This window comes from Paenibacillus sp. MAH-35, assembly GCF_058135425.1.
Genome location: NZ_JBYUPU010000003.1, coordinates 149,012 through 165,850, shown reverse-complemented (window position 1 = coordinate 165,850; position 16,839 = coordinate 149,012). Strand labels below are relative to the sequence as shown.

The window sequence follows — 16,839 nt, the reverse complement described above, 5'->3', positions numbered from 1 at the left end:
GGGGGAAACGGTATGGCAGTTCATAAAGCACAGTCCCGTATTGAAGAACGATTCAGAAAAACGGTGGGCGACAATCCGGGTGTCCGTAACGCTTATTATTTGGTTCACTCCGACCGGCTCGGCATCCATCTGAGTATGGCCGAGGGCAGGACCGGCGGCAGCCCCGCGAAACCCGGACAGCGCTATCTGATCGCCAGCATCAGTAAGCTGTTCACCTCGGTTCTGACGTCGATGCTGATCGAGGAGAACAGGCTGGATTACGAGGATACGGTGGCGAAATACCTGGATGCGGATCTTCTGAAGGGGCTGCATCGGTATAAGGGGAACGAGTATTCGAACGAAATCCGGATCAAGCATTTGCTCGGCCATACTTCCGGTCTTCACGACTTTTTCGAAGATAAGCCGAAGCAGGGCAAGCCGATGCTGGAGCTGATCCAGGACGAGCCGGATCGGCTGTGGACCCCGCGGGAAGTGGTGGAATGGTCGAAGGCGCATCTGGAGCCGCATTTTCCCCCGGGAGCAGGGTTTCATTATTCGGACACCGGCTACCATCTGCTCGGCTTGATCATCGAGCAGGCGCTCGGGAAGCCGCTGCATGAGGCGTTCGACCAGTATTTGTTCCGGCCGCTAGGCATGAAGCATACGTCGCTGCATTTATACTCGGAGCCGGAAGAGGATAACGGCTATCCGCTCGCCGATGTGTATATCGGCGACAATCGGATGACGGATCATCAGAGCTTGAGCGTGGATTACGCAGGAGGCGCCATCGTATCGACGTCGGAAGATTTGCTGATCTTCATGAAGGCGCTGGCGAAGCATGAGCTGATCAGCAAGCAGCGGTTCGAGGCGATGCAAGTCTGGTCGAAGTTCCAGGTCGGCATCGACTACGGCTACGGGCTGGTCCGGTTCAAACCCATTCCGCTGCTGCTTCCGAAACGGTATCAAGTGTGGGGCAATTTCGGCTCTACCGGCTCGTTTTTGTTTTATCAGGCGGAGCTGGACCTTTATTTGATCGGCAGCTTCAACCAGCTTCGTTCTACGGGGAAGGCGCTGCGGATGATGTTCAAAACGATCGATATCGTATCCAGACACGGCAAGCGGTAAGGCGGCCGGCCAAAAAAGCTGCATTATTTTTTGACGTACAGGCACGACTGGGTAGTCGCCCACATACATTAAAATGATCTTTTCCTAAGGGGTGACACATGTGCTTGGTTTCTTCGGTGCCGTATCCATTTTCATCAAGCAGCTTCTGTTGCTGGTATCGTACGTCAAAAATAATGCATTTCCGCAGCCGCTTGCCGAGGAGGACGAGGAAAAGCATCTCCGTCTGATGGCCGGAGGAAATCAGCATTCGCGCAATGTGCTGATTGAACATAATTTGCGGCTGGTCGCCCATATCGTCAAAAAATTCGACAATACCGGCGAAGACCTCGAAGATTTGATCTCCATCGGGACGATCGGCCTGATCAAGGCGATTGAGTCGTTCTCGCCTGACAAAGGAACCAAATTGGCTACGTTTGCGGCTCGTTGTATCGAGAACGAAATCCTCATGCATTTGAGATCGCTTAAGAAAACCCGCAAGGATGTGTCGCTGCACGACCCGATCGGAACCGATAAGGAAGGCAACGAAATCACGTTGATAGATATTCTCGGCACGGAAGCCGACGATGTCGTGGACAAAGTGCAATTAAAGATCGAGAAGTCGAAAATATACAAAAACCTCGACATTCTCGACGACCGCGAGAAGGAAGTTGTCGTCGGCCGGTTCGGCCTGGAGCACGGCGGAGAAGAGCGGACGCAGCGGGAAATCGCCAAGGAGCTCGGCATCTCGCGCTCGTACGTGTCGCGGATCGAGAAGCGGGCACTGATGAAGCTGTACCATGAGTTTTACAAGGCGAAGCGGTGAATGTGTTGGATGTGGAATGACGCGGACCGCAGAACGGGCAAGCGAGCTTGATCGCATGACATAACGGGGCAGCTGGAGCATCGACCGGCTGCTTCGTTTCACTTTCAGACAACGGCTGATAACGTTATCCGATAACACTTCCTGTGGTATACTATCAGTGATAATCATTCTCACACAGGTGGCGAGTTTATGGGGAAAGGGAAGGCGGCGGCGGAGTCCCGTGCCGTATCGGGTGACGCAGCGGTGGAGTCATGGGCCAGAGTGGAACGTACCGTAACCTATATGAACGATCATTATGGAGAAGAAATAACGAGAGACCGGCTGGCCAGCATCGCCGGCGTCGATCCTTCGCATTACTCCAGAATGTTTAAGAAGTATAAAAACATTAGTCCTACCGATTATTTAACCCGGGTCCGGATCGAGCAAGCCAAAACGCTGCTGCGAAAACCGGAGCTTTCCATCGCCCGGATCGCGAAGCTGGTAGGTTATGGCGATCCTTATCATTTCAGCAGGCGATTCAAACAATGGGTTGGAGTCGCCCCGGCTTACTACAGGCCGGCGATCGCCATAGCGGCGCTGGACGGCTACGGACATTGTAAAGCGCTCGGAATTACGCCGGTTGCGTTGAATTCAGCCGACTCCGGTACATGCCTCCCGGACGCCGATGAAAGCTCGATCGATCTTCATCTTTACTGCGATACCGATGAGAGACTGGCCGAGCAGTTAAAGGTGATCCGGCCGGACTTTATTATCTCGATGGACTCCCGGCGGGTGCCGGAGCTTTCCCTCATCTCACCGGTTGTCCATATCAACGTACTGGAGGACCCGATTTACGGCCAATTGCGGAATATGGCGGAGGCGCTGGGAAAACGGACGGAAGCGGAGGCGTGGATCAGCAATTACGAGCGGCGAAGATTACAATTGCGGAAGCACGTATCGGATGTGATCGGCACTCCCAAGGTAGCCATCATGCGAGTACGCGAGAAGTTCATTCAGATATACGGCATGCAAAATATGGGCTACCCGCTGTACCATTCGCTAGATTTGGCTCCTCCGGACAAAATTGCGGTACTCCATGAATGTAATGTTCATTTTCATTCCAGTGTGATCGGCATGGAGGAGCTCTCCTTTTATCCGGCGGACCATTTATTTGTCGTGGTTCAGCCGGATGAAGGTTCGCAGCGACGGTGGGATCAGATCGCGGCCAGTCCGGCCTACCGGAGCTATCCGGCCGTCGCGGCCGGGAAGGTGTACATGGTGGATGTAACACGATGGCTCGCTTATGACCCGATCTCCATCTCGTGTCAGATGGAAGAGGCGGCTATGCTGCTAACCGGGGACAGCCCGGCTCACAAATATCCATCCGTCGTGCAATCTGCGTCTATGGTGCAAGCATGCAAATTCCAGTAGGATTAATGATGATAGTAATAATCATTATCAAGTACTTGCGGGAGGAACGTATGCAGCACATCAGGAGCAACCGGGAGCGGATATTTGTTGTTGGAGCTATAGCGATCATGATCTTATTCCTTCTGGCCGCTTGCGGGAATCGCAGCGGCGGAGAGCCGTGGGAGGCCAAGTCTTCGGCGGACGCTTCACGAACGGAGGAACCCGCCGGCGCGGAGCAAGGAACGAGGACGGTCAAGGACGATCTTGGCAGACAAGTCGAAATTCCGGCGAAACCGGAACGAATTATTGCCGGAGAATTCGCCAGCGAGCTGTTGTCCTTGGGCGTCAAGCCGGTCGGGGCCGGAGATAACGGCTTTAAGGTAGTGTACACTTTAAACGCGATGGCGGGAGTGGAGCGGATCGGAGATCCGCCGAACCCGGAGAAAATACTGTCGTTGAAGCCGGACCTGATCATTGCTCCGACCGTTTTTCAAGACATTTATGCAAAACAAATGGAGCAGTTGGACAAAGTCGCCCCGATTTTTTATATTTCCTTCGATCAGGACCCTATTTATGATATTTTTACGAAGGTCGCGGAGCTGGTAGGGAAGACGAAGGAGGCCCAGGCGTGGATTGCCGAATACGAGCGGGAAGCGGCAGCGGCGCGTAAGCAGCTGGCTTCGGCGCTTGGCGATCAGACCGTGTCTATCTTTCGGGTGGAGAAGGGGCGGCTGCGTATTTATTTAAACCGGAATTTTGCCGGATACATGCTGCGCAGCAGCCTGCAAGTCAAAGCTCCCGCTGCCGTAGCAGCCGAGATGATGAAAAACAAAAACAGCTCGGCCGTAGAGATTTCCCTGGAATCGCTGCCGCAGTACGCAGGAGACCATCTCTTCCTCATTGTGCGCGGCGAAGGCGCCGACCAGCAGGCGTTTCAGGAAATCCAGCGATCCGGCTTATGGAACTCTCTGGAGGCGGTCAAACGGGGGAACGTCCATTTCCTGGATACCGACAAATATTACGGCTCGGATATCGTCACCATTCGCGAAACGATGAAGGAAGCCGCACAAATGCTAGCCGGCTCTGTTCAAAAATAGATGGTGACGGGATGCCGCTACCGGTTATCTGAGCAGGCTTCGTACCCAAAAGACCGTCCGGGATGTCCCCGGACGGTTAAGTGTTCAAAAAGATAGCTGGCCAGCGTCAGCCGGAATGCTTCTGCCGCTGACAATACCTGTCTAGGCGCATGTTTTTGGCCAAAGGAACGCTAACCTAACATTCCGCCTGCGTCATCTCGTTCGTGAACACGGTTTTGTACTGGTCGGGCGTCATCTTGACGGCCGATTCGGGAGCATAATGGAACTGGAGCGCCCGTCTCCGCTTATTCGATAAATTCGGCGGCGTGCCGTGATGGAGCAAGCCGGAGAAGACGAGAATCCCGCCCGACCGCAGGGGCACGGCTTCGTCCTTCTGTACGTCTACCGCGGTATCGCATAGCTGCCAGTCTCTTACAGCGTAATGCGGCACCGGGCCGTTTTTGTGGGAACGCGGAATGACATGCATGCATCCGTTGTCGAGAGCGGCCTCGTCCAAGGCGATCCACACCCCGGCAACCATTTTCGTAAATGAGAAATTGGAATAGGCCATATCCTGATGCCAGGGCTTCTCAATCCCGGCTTCCTTGGACGGAGGCTTGAGCAGCGCCTGGTCTTCGCAGAAACGCGGCTTTTCGCCGAACACCATCTCCAGCACCTTCCTAATTTTCGGATGATAGCAGATGTGATGCAGATTCGGGCAGTAGTCGATAAATTTATGAAGCTTGCGGACCGTAAACTCGTGTTCCTCCGGCGTAAGGAAATGGCCGGCTTCTTCCATCTCGCGTTTGCCTTTGAAATATTGGATTTTCGGTCCGACGATTTTTCCGTGAATCGTATCGGAGATGTCTTGAATCGCCTTCTCCAGCTCGTCTGCGCTCAGCACCCCGTCAATCGCCACATAACCCAGTTCCCGGTAATTACGCACCGTCTCCTCCGTTATGTCGTCCACCGTCCCGACCCGATGCTTGGCCAGTTTGTCGTAACGATACAATCGCTGCGCGATGTCCTGCGGATTCGCTGCCGGATTGAACATGGCCATCCTCCTTCACCCGTTTGATCGTATCGTAACAGATGATAGTAGGAACCGGAATGCGCGATGTCGTATATTGATGTCCTGAAACGTATAGGAGCCGGGCGAAGCGTCAGCGGGATTACGACTGTCGGGAGCCGGGAGCGGGCCGGGACAGTCTGGCGTTAGCCAAGTATTGGGACGGAGCTACGTTGAACACCCGCTTGAAGCTTTTGCTGAATGCGTAGACGTCGCTGTAGCCCATACGTTCGGCTACCTGGGAGACGCTCATTCGGGTTTCCACCAGCAGATCACGGGCGCTCTCCACTTTGGTCTTCGCGATGAACGCCTTCAGCGTAACTCCGCTGCAAGCTTTGAACAGCCGGCTCATATAGGAAGGGGACATGCCCACCGCATCGGCCATTTCCTCCAAGTCGACATCGACGCCCCGGGCTTCCCGGATGTAAGCCATCATCTGGCGGACCCGCTGCATTTGCTTGACCGAGCCCGGTCCGTAATCGCGGGGAACCAGGTGCAGCCGGAACAGCCGCACGAAAAACTGTTTCATCAGGCTGTCGAATTCGAGCTCCTGCAGCGGCGCCGGAACATCAAGCAGCTCCATGATCGCATACAGCAGGTTCTCCGCGCGAAAAGCGCCGCCGGTTACCGTAAACCGCGGAAACGGAAAAAGCGGTACCTTACCGCCCGCGTCCGCAACCTGAAAATGCAAATACAGCACCGTCAGCCGGTCGTGCGGATCTTGCACCGCTTTCGGAAGGTCGCCGGGACGCATGATCAGGCAGCTCTGTTTCTGAAGCTCGAACCGCTCGCCGCCGAGCGTCATCGTGCCTTTGCCGGACAACACATAGAAGATATCGTAGTCATGGAACGGAGTCTGGTGATCCCAGTACCATCCCGGCGCGCAGTCCCGTTTGCCGTAAGATGGACTTGGCAGAAAAGTAACGGATTCCAAAGGGTGGTTCACGGTTAAGCGCCTCCATTTCCTTCCCATTCGTTCCAAAGCACTCTCAGTTTACTTCAAACGTCCGGACGGTTCCAGCTCCGTTTCGGCGCCGTTTTTTCGCAATCGTCAAGAAGCTGCAGCAAGCGAACTGCGACGCCTTCGGCATCGGAGGAAAGCTGATAGCCCATCATTCCGATACGTGGAAGCAGCTGGACTGGGATACGGATTACGAGAAAGTGAAGGTTCGCCCGGAAGTCCGCGTGCGCATTGTGCAAAAAGGAGTGCTTAGATAAACCGGAGACAGGGCCGCAGGAGGGCTCTGTCTTTTTTTTTGCGCGTTGCGGCAAATTGTAGTTGATTTGTAAAGGTTGTTTGATATAATGATAACGATTATCATTATCAATATAATTTGGAGGGTGGAACATGATGAGTCGGAATCGATTGCGGGTTGTATCGGCGGTGGTCTACATGATCATCGCGCTGGCCGTTGCGGCTGGATGCGGACAAGCGTCCGTCAAGGAGGACGGGAGCGGTTCGAACGGCGCCGGGGCGTCCGCTGGAGCGTCGTCCACCGGAGCGGTGGCCGGCGCTGCCCAGACGGAGGATAAGGGAACGAAGGTATACGAGGCGGTCAACGGCAAAATCGAGGTGCCCAAACAGCCGAAGCGTGTACTCGTACTGGGGGACAGTTACTACGGGTATTTGCTGGCGCTCGGCATTCAGCCGATCGGTGTCACCGAGCATGTGAAGAGCAATCCGTATTTTGCCGGATATGTGGACGTTCCGAATTTGGGCGACGGGAAGTCGACCGAGAAAGTGCTGGAGCTGCAGCCGGATTTGATTATCGTCTTCCAAAGCGATGACGGCAGTATCGATCAATTGTCCAAAATCGCGCCAACGGTGGCGATCGCTTACGGCAAGCTTCCGCTGCGCGAGCAGCTGCTGGAATTCGGCAAGCTGACGGGCCGGGAAAAGCAGGCCGCAGACTGGATCGCGAAGTGGGATCAGAAGATCAAGGATGCCGAGCCGAAAGTGAAAGCCGCCGTCGGCGACCAAACCGTATCGATTCTCCAGCCTTACGCGAAAGGGATCTACGCCTTCGGACATAATTACGGAAGAGGCGGCGAGATTTTGTACGGCGAGTTTAAGCTGAAGGCGCCTTCGCCGATTCAGAAGGACGCGATCGACAACGGCAAGGGGTGGGCGAGCCTGTCGCTGGAGGTGCTCCCCGAGTATGCCGGCGATTATATATTTACCAGCCCGTGGACAGGAGATCAGGGCGATCCGGATGCCGTGTACGGAAGTACGATATGGAAAAACCTTCCTGCCGTTAAAAACAACCGGGTTTTCGAACTAAACAAAGATGCGGCCTATTTCAACGATCCGGTATCGATGGAAAAACATCTGGATTTTATCGTTCAAAAGTTGACCGGAAGCCGTTAGTACCGGGGCAAATCATTACTGAGGAGCGGAGAAAGGAATGATCGTATTCTGTGGCGAAATAAGAGAGTATGATACGAACATCCAAAACGTATAGTTGGAAGCATGTGGTGCTTTTTTTAGTTTTTCTGATCGTTCTGCTCAGTCTTCGGGTATTCTGGTTCCAGCATTCCCTAGGTCCGGCTCCGACTGCGGTTCAAGGCGTGCTGGATCTGAGGGGATGGGACTTCAGCAGTAAGCGGACGATCCAACTGAACGGCGAATGGGAGCTGTATCCCGAAGCTCTCGTCTTAAATGAAGACATGCGGTCGTCCGGGGAGGGGCGCCAATATATTCAGGTTCCAGGCGATTGGGAAGGAACGATCGACGAACAGACAGGTTCCCCGTCTGGTTATGGAACATATAGGCTGCGAATCCTCGCCGATCCTTTGCCGGATCAGCCGTATACGTTCTGGATCACCGATATTCAGGCGGCTTCCCGACTCGAAATTAATGGGGAATTCGCCGGTGAATTCGGCCAACTGGGAGAAAGCGCAGCCGCGTATAAACCGAAATCGGCATCTTACACCGCTTCTTACAACCACGCGGGTACGAACGAGATTGAGCTGCTGGTGACCGTAGCAAACTTCGACAACACGATACATGGAGGCATCGTAAAGCCGATACGCTTCGGAACGCAGGCGGCGGTCGACACGGAACGGTGGTACTCGATCGGGTTCCAGCTCGTTACGTTTACCGTCCTGCTGCTTCACGGGGTGTATGCCATCGTTTTATTTTTGTTTAATCCGCAGCAAAAAGCTTTTCTCGTTTTTTTCCTTTTGCTGCTTGCGGCCGGCATTACAATCGTGTCGGATCACGACAAGCTGCTGCAGCTATGGCTTCCGCTGAATTATACGTGGTCGTTTAAAATAAGGCTCCTCTCGTACATGTGGCTGACCTTCTTCATGGTGCTGCTTGCCCGGTATTTCTCGGATACTCCGTCCGGCTTTACCCGGTTCAGACTGTATGCCGCTGTATTGGGCGCGTACTCGGCATTTATTGTGGCTGCTCCAGTGACACTCGTTTATTATAGCTACGGCTTCCGTGTATTTTCCGTATTGTACATGCTTCCGTTTATCTGGTTTGTGTATCTGATCGGAAAAGTGGCTCGCAGGAAGGAGCCGGACGCCTTCTTCCTGCTTGTCGCAGCGACGAGTATCGCCTCCAGCGTTATATGGGGGATGATCAGTCCGTACGGCAAGGTCAGCGCGATCTACTACCCGATCGACATTATTGCGGCGATCGTCGGCTTCTCCGCGTACTGGTTCAAGCGGTACGTCCGCAACGCGCAGGACAATGCGAAGCTGAACGAGCAACTGCGCAAATCGGACAAGCTGAAGGATCAATTTCTCGCCCAGACGTCCCATGAGCTGAGGACGCCGCTGCACGCCATTATGAATATCGCCCGGACTGTGGCGAACAGGGAGAAGCCGGTGATGGGGGGCAGAAGCTTGCGCGACATGGAGCTGCTGGTCTCGATCAGCCGTCAGATGTCCCGGCTGCTCGACGATCTGCTGGATGTGGTGCGGCTGAAGGAGGAACGGATTCAGCTGCATCGCAAGCCTGTGCACGTGCAATCTGTAGCGTCCGGCGTTATGGGGATGCTTGTCTTCATGACCGATAACAAACCGATTGCTCTCCAGATGGACATCCCCGAGTCGATGCCGCCGGTGCTCGCCGACGAGAAACGGCTGGTGCAAATTATTCAAAATCTGGTCCATAACGCGATCACCTACACGAATGAAGGCTCGGTGACGATGACCGCGGAAGCGAAGGACGGGATGCTCTTCACGTATGTGACGGATACGGGATCGGGGATGGACGAAGAAACGTTGGCCCGCATCTTTCTGCCGTACGAGCAAGGGACGCCCGGGCTTGACCGCAGCAGAGGGATCGGTCTCGGATTAAGCATCTGCAAGCAGCTCGTCGAGCTTCAGGGCGGAACGCTAACCGTGCGATCGGAGCCGGGCAAAGGTTCGGAGTTCAGCTTCACGCTGCCGCTTGCGGCGGTGTCCGAGTCTTCTTCCTCCGCGCCCGCGTTCGGGCTTCCGGTCGAGGAGGAGATCGCAGCGGCGGACCGGACCGGGGCGAACCGTCCGTCAGACGGGGACAAACTCGTCGCTGCCTCCCCGCTGCCGGACGTATCGCCGCCTCTGGCGGCCGGCAAAATCCATATTCTCGCGGTCGACGACGATCCGATCAATCTGAAAGTGCTATCCGGCATTCTTTCGGCAGAGTCTTACCAAGTCCGGACGACGACGTCCCCCCGCCAGGCGCTGGAGCTGCTCGCCGCCGGCCAGTGGGATCTCGTTATCGCGGACGTAATGATGCCGGAGATGTCCGGCTACGAGTTGACGCGCCAGATCAGGGAACGATACGCCATATCCGAGCTGCCGGTCTTGCTGTTGACCGCTCGCAGCCAGCCGGAGGACAGCTATGCCGGCTTTCAATCCGGAGCGAACGATTACGTCACGAAGCCGGTCGACGCCCTGGATCTGAAATACCGGATCTGGTCGCTCGCCGCCGTCAAGCAATCGTTGAAGGAACGGCTGCGCATGGAGGCCGCTTACTTGCAATCGCAAATCCATCCTCATTTTTTGTTTAACACATTAAACTCGATTATGGCTCTAAGCGAACTCGACACTGACAAGATGCGGAAATTGGGCGACGCCTTTACGTCGTATTTGCGTATCAGCTTCGATTTCCTGAACGCGGGGGAGCTGGTCGGCCTTTCCCATGAGCTGGAGCTGGTCGAAGCTTATCTGTATATCGAAAAAGAGCGGTTCGAGGAACGGCTGACCGTCGTCTGGGAGGTGGAACCGGACATCGAGCTGCTGCTTCCGCCGCTGACGATCCAGCCGCTGGTCGAAAATGCGGTGAAGCACGGGGTATGCAGCCGGGTGCAGGGAGGCACCGTTCGCATCCGGATCTTGAGGCTGCAAGGCGCCGTTCATTTCGAGGTGCAGGATGACGGCCGCGGAATGGACGAGGAGACGGTGAACAGACTGCTCAGCCGGACGACAAGCCGCGGCGGAATCGGCTTGATCAATACGAATCGGCGATTGAAGCAGTTGTACGGCAAAGGATTGTCGGTACGCAGCAAGCCGGGCGAAGGGACGAGCGTCTCGTTTGAGATTCCGGAAACGGTGCGGAGCGCGCAAGCGGCGCTTGCGGACGAAGCCTGACCCGAGACGAATGACAACGCGCAAGCTGAAGCTGTACGGACAAAATCCCCGGAGGGGCCGCCTATTGCGGCTCACCGGGGATTTTTCGACAGAAACCGGACGGCGTGACTGATCAGTACCGGCAAAACGGAGATGTGGCCTTCTTCGGCAAACGATTTGAACGATACGTCCAGCCGGGAATGGTTCGGCGCGGACAAGCGGGCGGCCATCGCTTCGGCTTTATCGTAAGCGTTGCTCTTGTGCGTACGCTCCTGTTCGCCCATCGCGATCAGGAGGCCGATCCGGCCGCCGTCGTCGCTCAGCCTCGCCGATAAGGTCCGCTCCTTCTCGAGCAGAGCGCTCTCATTCCAATGAATCGACGGGCTGCCTGCAATATACGTTTGGAAACCGCCGGGGTGGGTAAGGAAAGCGTGCAGGACAAACAATCCTCCGAGCGAATGGCCGAATATCGACTGGCGGGCCGGATCGACCGGATGCATGGCGGCGATCGCCGGCTTCAGCTCGTCTTCGATAAAAGTCAAAAAGCCGGCCGCGCCGCCCTGCTCGGGCCATTCCCCGCCCGTCGGGTGCTTCGGCAGCTCGGACCGGGGGACGGGCATCGTAAAGTCGTAATGCCGGTTAGGGTGAAACGGTTCCTCGGTTTCGTAGCCGATCCCGACGACGATAGCGGGAAATACGCCCGTTTTCTCGGGAGCGCGCGATTGGGCGCGAATCGTTTCGGTCATCGTTGCGAACACGGAATTGGCGTCGAGCACATAAATGACCGGATAGCCGGAGGCCGTCGGCGATTGGGAGGGCACGCTAATAAAGATGCGGTACGTTCGGCCCCGGTATTCGGCGGTCATCTGCTGGGACCGCGGGATGTGGACAGGCTGCTGCTGGAGTGAAGTCATCGGTTTGGCTCCCCGTATCGTAGTAGCATTTCTCTAATTGAGATTGATTATCATTATAATCGGGAGAGCAAACATTTGGCAACCGTCGACTGTTTCTTGCGTCCGGAACCGGAGCGGGGGGAAACGGCGGGCTGCGGCGGAGGTCGGCGTATTCCGCCTTACGATTGCGATGCGCCATCACCATACCGACTACGCGAGACGGACAGCCAGCGTGTGACGGAGCTGCGCCGGGAGTTGCTTATGGTGAGAAAAGGTTGGCGTGCTCAGACTGGGCTTGACCGGGGAACGGGTTCATGCTACTTTTAATACTGATAATCATTCTCAATTATAGAAGGGGCGTAACCAGGATGTTTCATCGACTTCCTGATCAGCTGCCCGGGCCGGCAGCCTTGGACCGCTTATGGATCAAGCTGCGGAGCGTGGACGGGCAGCGCGGCCGTCTGGAGCAGCAACTGATCGATTCTTATATGCTTATCGCAGCTACGGGGGGACAAGGCTGTCTGACCATCGATCTGGACGAGTACCGTCTGCGTCCGGATACGATCTATGTCGCATGGCCGGGGCAAACGATAGGGGTATCCGGCGGTACGGAAGGGCTGGAGCTGTACCGGATTTCATTCGAGGTGCGGCACGATTCGGAAGCCGCAGAGCCGTTTCCGCTAAAGGGAGAAATAACGCTGTATCCGGAGTCGCAAACGGCTATCCAATGCGAGCTGCTGCTGGGGTACAGCCGCAGCGAAGACCCGCTCGAGAGGTTCCGGGGACAAGCCGCCTTCCACGAGCTGCTGTACGGAGTGATGAAACATAAGCGGCAGCTGCCGGTGGACGACTCGCTCAGCGCGCTGGAAAGAACGCGCCAATTCATCGAAAGCCGCTACAATGAAAATTTGACGATTGAGCAGCTGGCGCGGATCGCCGAGCTCAGCCCGAAATATTTTGTGGATCTGTTCAAGAAGACATACGGCAAAAGCGCAATCGATTACGTGACCGAGGTCAGGGTCAATCATGCCAAACAATTGATGGTGCAGTCCGAAACGAAGCTGCGCGATATCGCTCATCAGGTCGGATACAGCGACGAGTTTTATTTCAGCCGAAAATTCAAACAGGCTGCGGGCGTATCCCCTTCGGCCTACATGAAGAAGCGCCGCCGCAAAATCGCCGCCTACACGTCGGCCATCCTCGGACACTTGCTGGCGCTCGGCATCGTGCCGTACGCGGCTCCGATGCATCCGAAATGGACGGCGTCCTATCATAAGAAATACCGCTCCGACATCCCCGTTCATTTGAGCGCCTACCGGTTCAATCACGATTGGGAGGCGAATGTGGAGGCGCTGGCGCATGCCCGGCCGGATCTGATCCTGTGTCATGCGGATTATCTTCGTCCCGATGAGCTGCTCAAGCTGGAGGCGATCGCTCCGGTACATAGCCTGACACAGCCCGCTGCCGACTGGCGGCAGCAACTGCGGACGATTGCAGGATGGCTCGATGCGACGGCCGAGGCGGAGCGCTGGCTCGGCGAGTACGAGAGAAAGCTGGCGGCGGCGCGCGAACTGCTGAAGCGTGAAATACAGGACGATACGGTGCTTGTCCTCAGCATTCATAAGAATACGTGCCTGCTCTGTCCGAGACGGGGGATGCGGGAAGTGCTGTACGGCGATCTGCGCTTGAATGCGCCGGGCGGGTTCGACGAAGCCGTATGCGGCCGGACGGTAAGCTTCTCCGAACTGGCCGACATCGATGCCGGCCGGATTCTGGTCAACGTCTGCCAAGAGACGGAATCGCTCGCGTTCTGGCAGTCGCTGCAAGCGAATCCGCTGTGGAAAGATTTGAGGGCGGTCCGCCGCAATTACGTCCATCCGATTTCCTCCGACCCTTGGCGGGAATATTCGGCTTCCGCCGCGGAGCGGATGGTGGACGACATGATTCGTCACGTATATGGAGATCATCCAGTTCATTTCCGGAAATTGTCCATGTTCGGGAGAACCGATGTTGATTATAATTCTAAATGAGAATTGTTTTCAATTAACTGATAACGGTTCTCGTATATTGTGCGGATGCCGCTATCTTGGAGGCTGACAAGTTGGAAGGAACGATCAATCGGCATACTTACAACGGCAGAGTTCTTACGGTGTATGTTCCGCCGCAATACGGAACCATTTCCGGGAAGCTGCCGGTCGTATACGTGCACGACGGGGATGAGCTGTTCTCTCCGGAGGTAAGCGACAGTTTGACGGTGCTGGAGCGGATGACGGCAGACGGGTTGGTGCAGCCGCTGCTGCTGGTGGGCATCGATCCGAAGGAACGCCGCGACGAGTATACGCCTTGGCGGGCCCCAAAGCTGACGGCGCAGTTCAACGACTTTGCCGGAGAAGGGCCGGCGTATCTCGCGTATATCGTCGAGGAGCTGATGCCGTTTATCGCGGAGCGCTACCGGACGGAGAGCGGTCCCGGTCATACCGGCATGATCGGCGCGTCCCTCGGCGGGCTGATCTCGATGTTCGCCGCCTATGAGCATCCCGGCGTATTCGGCCGAATCGGTTCCATCTCCGGTTCGTACTGGTACGAGAGGTTCGTCGAGTATATGAAGGAGAAGCCGATCGCCGACGGGGAGCGGCGGATCTACATGTATGTCGGGACCGCGGAAGGCGCAACGAAAACTAATATTCAGAAAACCATGGTCGCCCGGACGTTTGAAGCACATGAAGTGCTGCTTGCCGGCGGGTTCACGCCGGACCGGCTGAAGCTGCATGTCGAAGAAGGAGCGTCCCATGAGCTCAGCTGCTTTACGGATCGTTTTCCGGAGGCGCTGCAATGGATGTTTCCAAACGGGTAAACAAAGAGAGGGGAACGAGAAACGTGAATAAGAAATTGATGTTGACAGGACTTGCTGCTTTGATGCTGGGACTTACCGCTTGCGGAGCGAAGGAGACGGCCGCCCCGGCTACAGGGAATACGGGAACGACCCATGCAGGAAGCGGAAGCCAGACTCCGGCGGCTTCGGCACCGGCGGCCGCCAATCAGGCGGCTCCGAAAAAGCTGACGTACCTCGGCAAGGAGTACACGATAACCGTTCCTACGGACAAAATCGTCATCACCGGATCGGTCGAATCGATGGAAGACGCGCTGGTGCTCGGCGTTAAGCCGATCGGGGCGCTGACCGTGGGCGGCAAATTCCCGGCGATCTTCTCCAAAATTACCGAAGGCTCTACCGGCATCGGGGAGAAAACGCAGCCGAGCCTGGAGACGATTCTCAAGCTCAAGCCGGACGTTATCCTCGCCAGCACGAAGTTTCCTGCGGAAACGCTGGAGAAGCTGGGCAAAGTCGGCACCACGGTTCCGGTATCGCACATCTCGACGGACTGGGAGGCGAACCTCAATCTGCTCGCAGAACTGACAGGCAAGCAGGAATTGGCGAAGAAGGCGCTGCAGTCGTACAAGGACGAGGTCAAAGCGGTGAAGGAGAAGCTCGGACCGGTATTCAAGGACAAGAAGGTCGTTATCATCCGGGTTCGCTCGGGCAGCATCAATCTGTATCCGCAGGACGTATTCTTCAATCCGTCCATCTACGCGGAGCTCGGAGCCGCCGTGCCGGAGGAAGTCAAGCAGGCCAAGGCGCAGCAGACCGTCTCGCTCGAGAAGTTCTCGGAGATGAATCCGGACTACGTATTCGTCCAGTTCGCCGAAGAGGAAAATGCGGATAATCCGAAGGCGCTGCAAGATTTGCAGAACAATCCGATCTGGAAAAGCATCAATGCGGTCAAAAACGGCAACGTCTTCGTGAACCTCGTCGATCCGGCGGCTCAAGGCGGCACGGCTTACAGCAAGATCGCGTTCCTCGATGCGGTCAAGTCCAGCAAATTGATGCAGGCGAAGTGAGCGGAGCCCTATGCGATTCCAGTTGCGCACCTCCGCCGTCATCCTGTGGACCGCGCCGGTTGCGATCGTTCTGACGATGCTGCTGTCCGTGCTGTACGGAGCCAAGCAGATCGATATCGGGACGATCCGTGATTCGCTGTTCCGGTTTGACGAAGGGAATGTGAACCATCAGATTATAATGCATTCCAGAATTCCGCGTGTGATGGGAGCGCTGCTGGTCGGCGCTTTCCTCGCCGTCTCGGGAGCGCTTATGCAGGGGATGACAAGAAACTATCTTGCATCCCCTTCGATTATGGGCGTGTCCGACGGGTCGGCGTTTGCGATTACGCTGTGCATGGTGTTTCTGCCGAACAGTTCGTCGATGGATATGATCCTGTATTCGTTCGCAGGCTCGGCGCTCAGCATCGTGCTCGTGTTCGGCCTCGCCTCGCTTCTTCCCGGCGGTCTGTCTCCGGTCAGGATGGCGATCCTCGGCACGATTATCGGAACGTTCCTGAGCAGCGTCTCCGCGGCGTTGTCGACTTACTTTCAAGTATCGCAAAATATAAGCTTCTGGTATAACGCCCGGTTGCACCAGTTGGACCCGGCGTTGATCAAGCTGGCCATTCCGTTCGCGGTCGTCGGCATAATCATGGCGCTCCTGCTGTCCAAGTCGATATCCGTACTGGCGCTTGGCGAAGACGTCGCCGTCTCCCTCGGCCAAAAGACGGCGATTATTAAGCTGGCGGCGACGCTGTGCGTCGTTATTCTGACCGGCATATCGGTGGCGATTGCCGGGAAGATCGGCTTCGTCGGCCTGATCGTGCCCCATATCGCGCGTTTTCTGACCGGTCTCGATTACAAATGGATCATCCCTTGCTCGGCCGTGCTGGGCGGCGTGTTCCTGGCGCTTTGCGACGTGCTGAGCCGGTTTCTCAACTATCCGTTCGAGATGCCGATCGGGGTCGTGACGGCGATGCTCGGCGTACCGTTTTTCCTCTACCTGATCCGGACGAGAGGGGGAGAAAAACGTGCATAAAGGGACAACCGGACGTTTTGCGG

The 16,839-nt window shown here is 56.2% G+C and carries 14 protein-coding genes; 11 read left to right on the top strand and 3 right to left on the bottom strand.

Going from position 1 to position 16,839, the window contains the following annotated elements:
- The first annotated feature begins 12 nt into the window (after positions 1 to 12).
- The 4 genes from AC3Y2E_RS04205 to AC3Y2E_RS04190 all read left to right on the top strand — a co-directional run bounded on the left by AC3Y2E_RS04205 (position 13) and on the right by AC3Y2E_RS04190 (position 4,392).
- The gene (locus tag AC3Y2E_RS04205; protein ID WP_379207466.1) at positions 13 to 1,104 is read left to right on the top strand and encodes a serine hydrolase domain-containing protein; all 1,092 of its coding nucleotides are present in this window, start codon (positions 13 to 15) and stop codon (positions 1,102 to 1,104) included.
- A 100-nt stretch (positions 1,105 to 1,204) separates the two neighbouring features.
- Positions 1,205 to 1,906, top strand: a complete 702-nt coding sequence (gene sigK / locus AC3Y2E_RS04200) for an RNA polymerase sporulation sigma factor SigK (RefSeq protein ID WP_379207464.1) — start codon at positions 1,205 to 1,207, stop codon at positions 1,904 to 1,906.
- Positions 1,907 to 2,095: 189 nt separating this feature from the next.
- Entirely contained in the window at positions 2,096 to 3,316 is a 1,221-nt protein-coding gene (locus AC3Y2E_RS04195; RefSeq protein WP_379207462.1) for a helix-turn-helix domain-containing protein, read from the top strand.
- Between the two features lie 50 nt (positions 3,317 to 3,366).
- Positions 3,367 to 4,392, top strand: coding sequence for an ABC transporter substrate-binding protein (locus tag AC3Y2E_RS04190; protein WP_379207459.1), 1,026 nt, complete (start codon positions 3,367 to 3,369; stop codon positions 4,390 to 4,392).
- A 175-nt stretch (positions 4,393 to 4,567) separates the two neighbouring features.
- Here AC3Y2E_RS04190 and AC3Y2E_RS04185 read toward each other — a convergent pair whose 3' ends face one another.
- Both AC3Y2E_RS04185 and AC3Y2E_RS04180 read right to left on the bottom strand, forming a co-directional pair.
- The gene (locus AC3Y2E_RS04185) at positions 4,568 to 5,425 is read right to left on the bottom strand and encodes a phytanoyl-CoA dioxygenase family protein (RefSeq protein WP_379207457.1); all 858 of its coding nucleotides are present in this window, start codon (positions 5,423 to 5,425) and stop codon (positions 4,568 to 4,570) included.
- A 118-nt stretch (positions 5,426 to 5,543) separates the two neighbouring features.
- Positions 5,544 to 6,386: an AraC family transcriptional regulator gene (locus AC3Y2E_RS04180; RefSeq protein WP_379207454.1), complete on the bottom strand. Its 843-nt coding sequence runs from the start codon at positions 6,384 to 6,386 to the stop codon at positions 5,544 to 5,546.
- On the opposite strand from AC3Y2E_RS04180, the gene AC3Y2E_RS04175 reads away from it, so the two are divergent.
- From AC3Y2E_RS04175 to AC3Y2E_RS04165, 3 genes are all read left to right on the top strand, one after another.
- On the top strand, positions 6,368 to 6,658 hold the full coding sequence (locus AC3Y2E_RS04175) for a Ger(x)C family spore germination C-terminal domain-containing protein (RefSeq protein ID WP_379207771.1): 291 nt from the start codon (positions 6,368 to 6,370) through the stop codon (positions 6,656 to 6,658). The genes AC3Y2E_RS04180 and AC3Y2E_RS04175 overlap by 19 nt on opposite strands.
- Before the next feature lie 130 nt (positions 6,659 to 6,788).
- The gene (locus AC3Y2E_RS04170; RefSeq protein ID WP_379207452.1) at positions 6,789 to 7,808 is read left to right on the top strand and encodes an iron-hydroxamate ABC transporter substrate-binding protein; all 1,020 of its coding nucleotides are present in this window, start codon (positions 6,789 to 6,791) and stop codon (positions 7,806 to 7,808) included.
- Positions 7,809 to 7,915: 107 nt separating this feature from the next.
- Positions 7,916 to 11,029, top strand: coding sequence for a hybrid sensor histidine kinase/response regulator (locus tag AC3Y2E_RS04165; RefSeq protein ID WP_379207450.1), 3,114 nt, complete (start codon positions 7,916 to 7,918; stop codon positions 11,027 to 11,029).
- 71 nt (positions 11,030 to 11,100) lie between these two features.
- Here AC3Y2E_RS04165 and AC3Y2E_RS04160 read toward each other — a convergent pair whose 3' ends face one another.
- Entirely contained in the window at positions 11,101 to 11,922 is an 822-nt protein-coding gene (locus AC3Y2E_RS04160; RefSeq protein WP_379207448.1) for an alpha/beta hydrolase, read from the bottom strand.
- A 347-nt stretch (positions 11,923 to 12,269) separates the two neighbouring features.
- Here AC3Y2E_RS04160 and AC3Y2E_RS04155 point away from each other — a divergent pair, with 347 nt between their 5' ends.
- From AC3Y2E_RS04155 to AC3Y2E_RS04140, 4 genes are all read left to right on the top strand, one after another.
- The gene (locus tag AC3Y2E_RS04155) at positions 12,270 to 13,931 is read left to right on the top strand and encodes an ABC transporter substrate-binding protein (RefSeq protein WP_379207445.1); all 1,662 of its coding nucleotides are present in this window, start codon (positions 12,270 to 12,272) and stop codon (positions 13,929 to 13,931) included.
- Positions 13,932 to 14,002: 71 nt separating this feature from the next.
- Positions 14,003 to 14,755 (top strand): alpha/beta hydrolase, encoded by a 753-nt coding sequence (locus AC3Y2E_RS04150; protein WP_379207443.1) that lies wholly within the window; start codon positions 14,003 to 14,005, stop codon positions 14,753 to 14,755.
- Between the two features lie 38 nt (positions 14,756 to 14,793).
- Positions 14,794 to 15,798: an ABC transporter substrate-binding protein gene (locus AC3Y2E_RS04145; RefSeq protein WP_379207769.1), complete on the top strand. Its 1,005-nt coding sequence runs from the start codon at positions 14,794 to 14,796 to the stop codon at positions 15,796 to 15,798.
- Between the two features lie 10 nt (positions 15,799 to 15,808).
- The gene (locus tag AC3Y2E_RS04140) at positions 15,809 to 16,816 is read left to right on the top strand and encodes a FecCD family ABC transporter permease (RefSeq protein ID WP_379207441.1); all 1,008 of its coding nucleotides are present in this window, start codon (positions 15,809 to 15,811) and stop codon (positions 16,814 to 16,816) included.
- The last annotated feature ends 23 nt before the right edge of the window (positions 16,817 to 16,839 follow it).

Bases quoted from the DNA above. Each gene is read 5' to 3' on its own strand.
- AC3Y2E_RS04205 (WP_379207466.1), top strand. From the start codon at position 13: ATGGCAGTTCATAAAGCACAGTCCCGTATTGAAGAACGATTCAGAAAA.
- AC3Y2E_RS04195 (WP_379207462.1), top strand. From the start codon at position 2,096: ATGGGGAAAGGGAAGGCGGCGGCGGAGTCCCGTGCCGTATCGGGTGAC.
- AC3Y2E_RS04190 (WP_379207459.1), top strand. From the start codon at position 3,367: ATGCAGCACATCAGGAGCAACCGGGAGCGGATATTTGTTGTTGGAGCT.
- AC3Y2E_RS04185 (WP_379207457.1), bottom strand. From the start codon at position 5,425: ATGTTCAATCCGGCAGCGAATCCGCAGGACATCGCGCAGCGATTGTAT.
- AC3Y2E_RS04170 (WP_379207452.1), top strand. From the start codon at position 6,789: ATGATGAGTCGGAATCGATTGCGGGTTGTATCGGCGGTGGTCTACATG.
- AC3Y2E_RS04160 (WP_379207448.1), bottom strand. From the start codon at position 11,922: ATGACTTCACTCCAGCAGCAGCCTGTCCACATCCCGCGGTCCCAGCAG.
- AC3Y2E_RS04155 (WP_379207445.1), top strand. From the start codon at position 12,270: ATGTTTCATCGACTTCCTGATCAGCTGCCCGGGCCGGCAGCCTTGGAC.
- AC3Y2E_RS04145 (WP_379207769.1), top strand. From the start codon at position 14,794: ATGTTGACAGGACTTGCTGCTTTGATGCTGGGACTTACCGCTTGCGGA.
- AC3Y2E_RS04140 (WP_379207441.1), top strand. From the start codon at position 15,809: ATGCGATTCCAGTTGCGCACCTCCGCCGTCATCCTGTGGACCGCGCCG.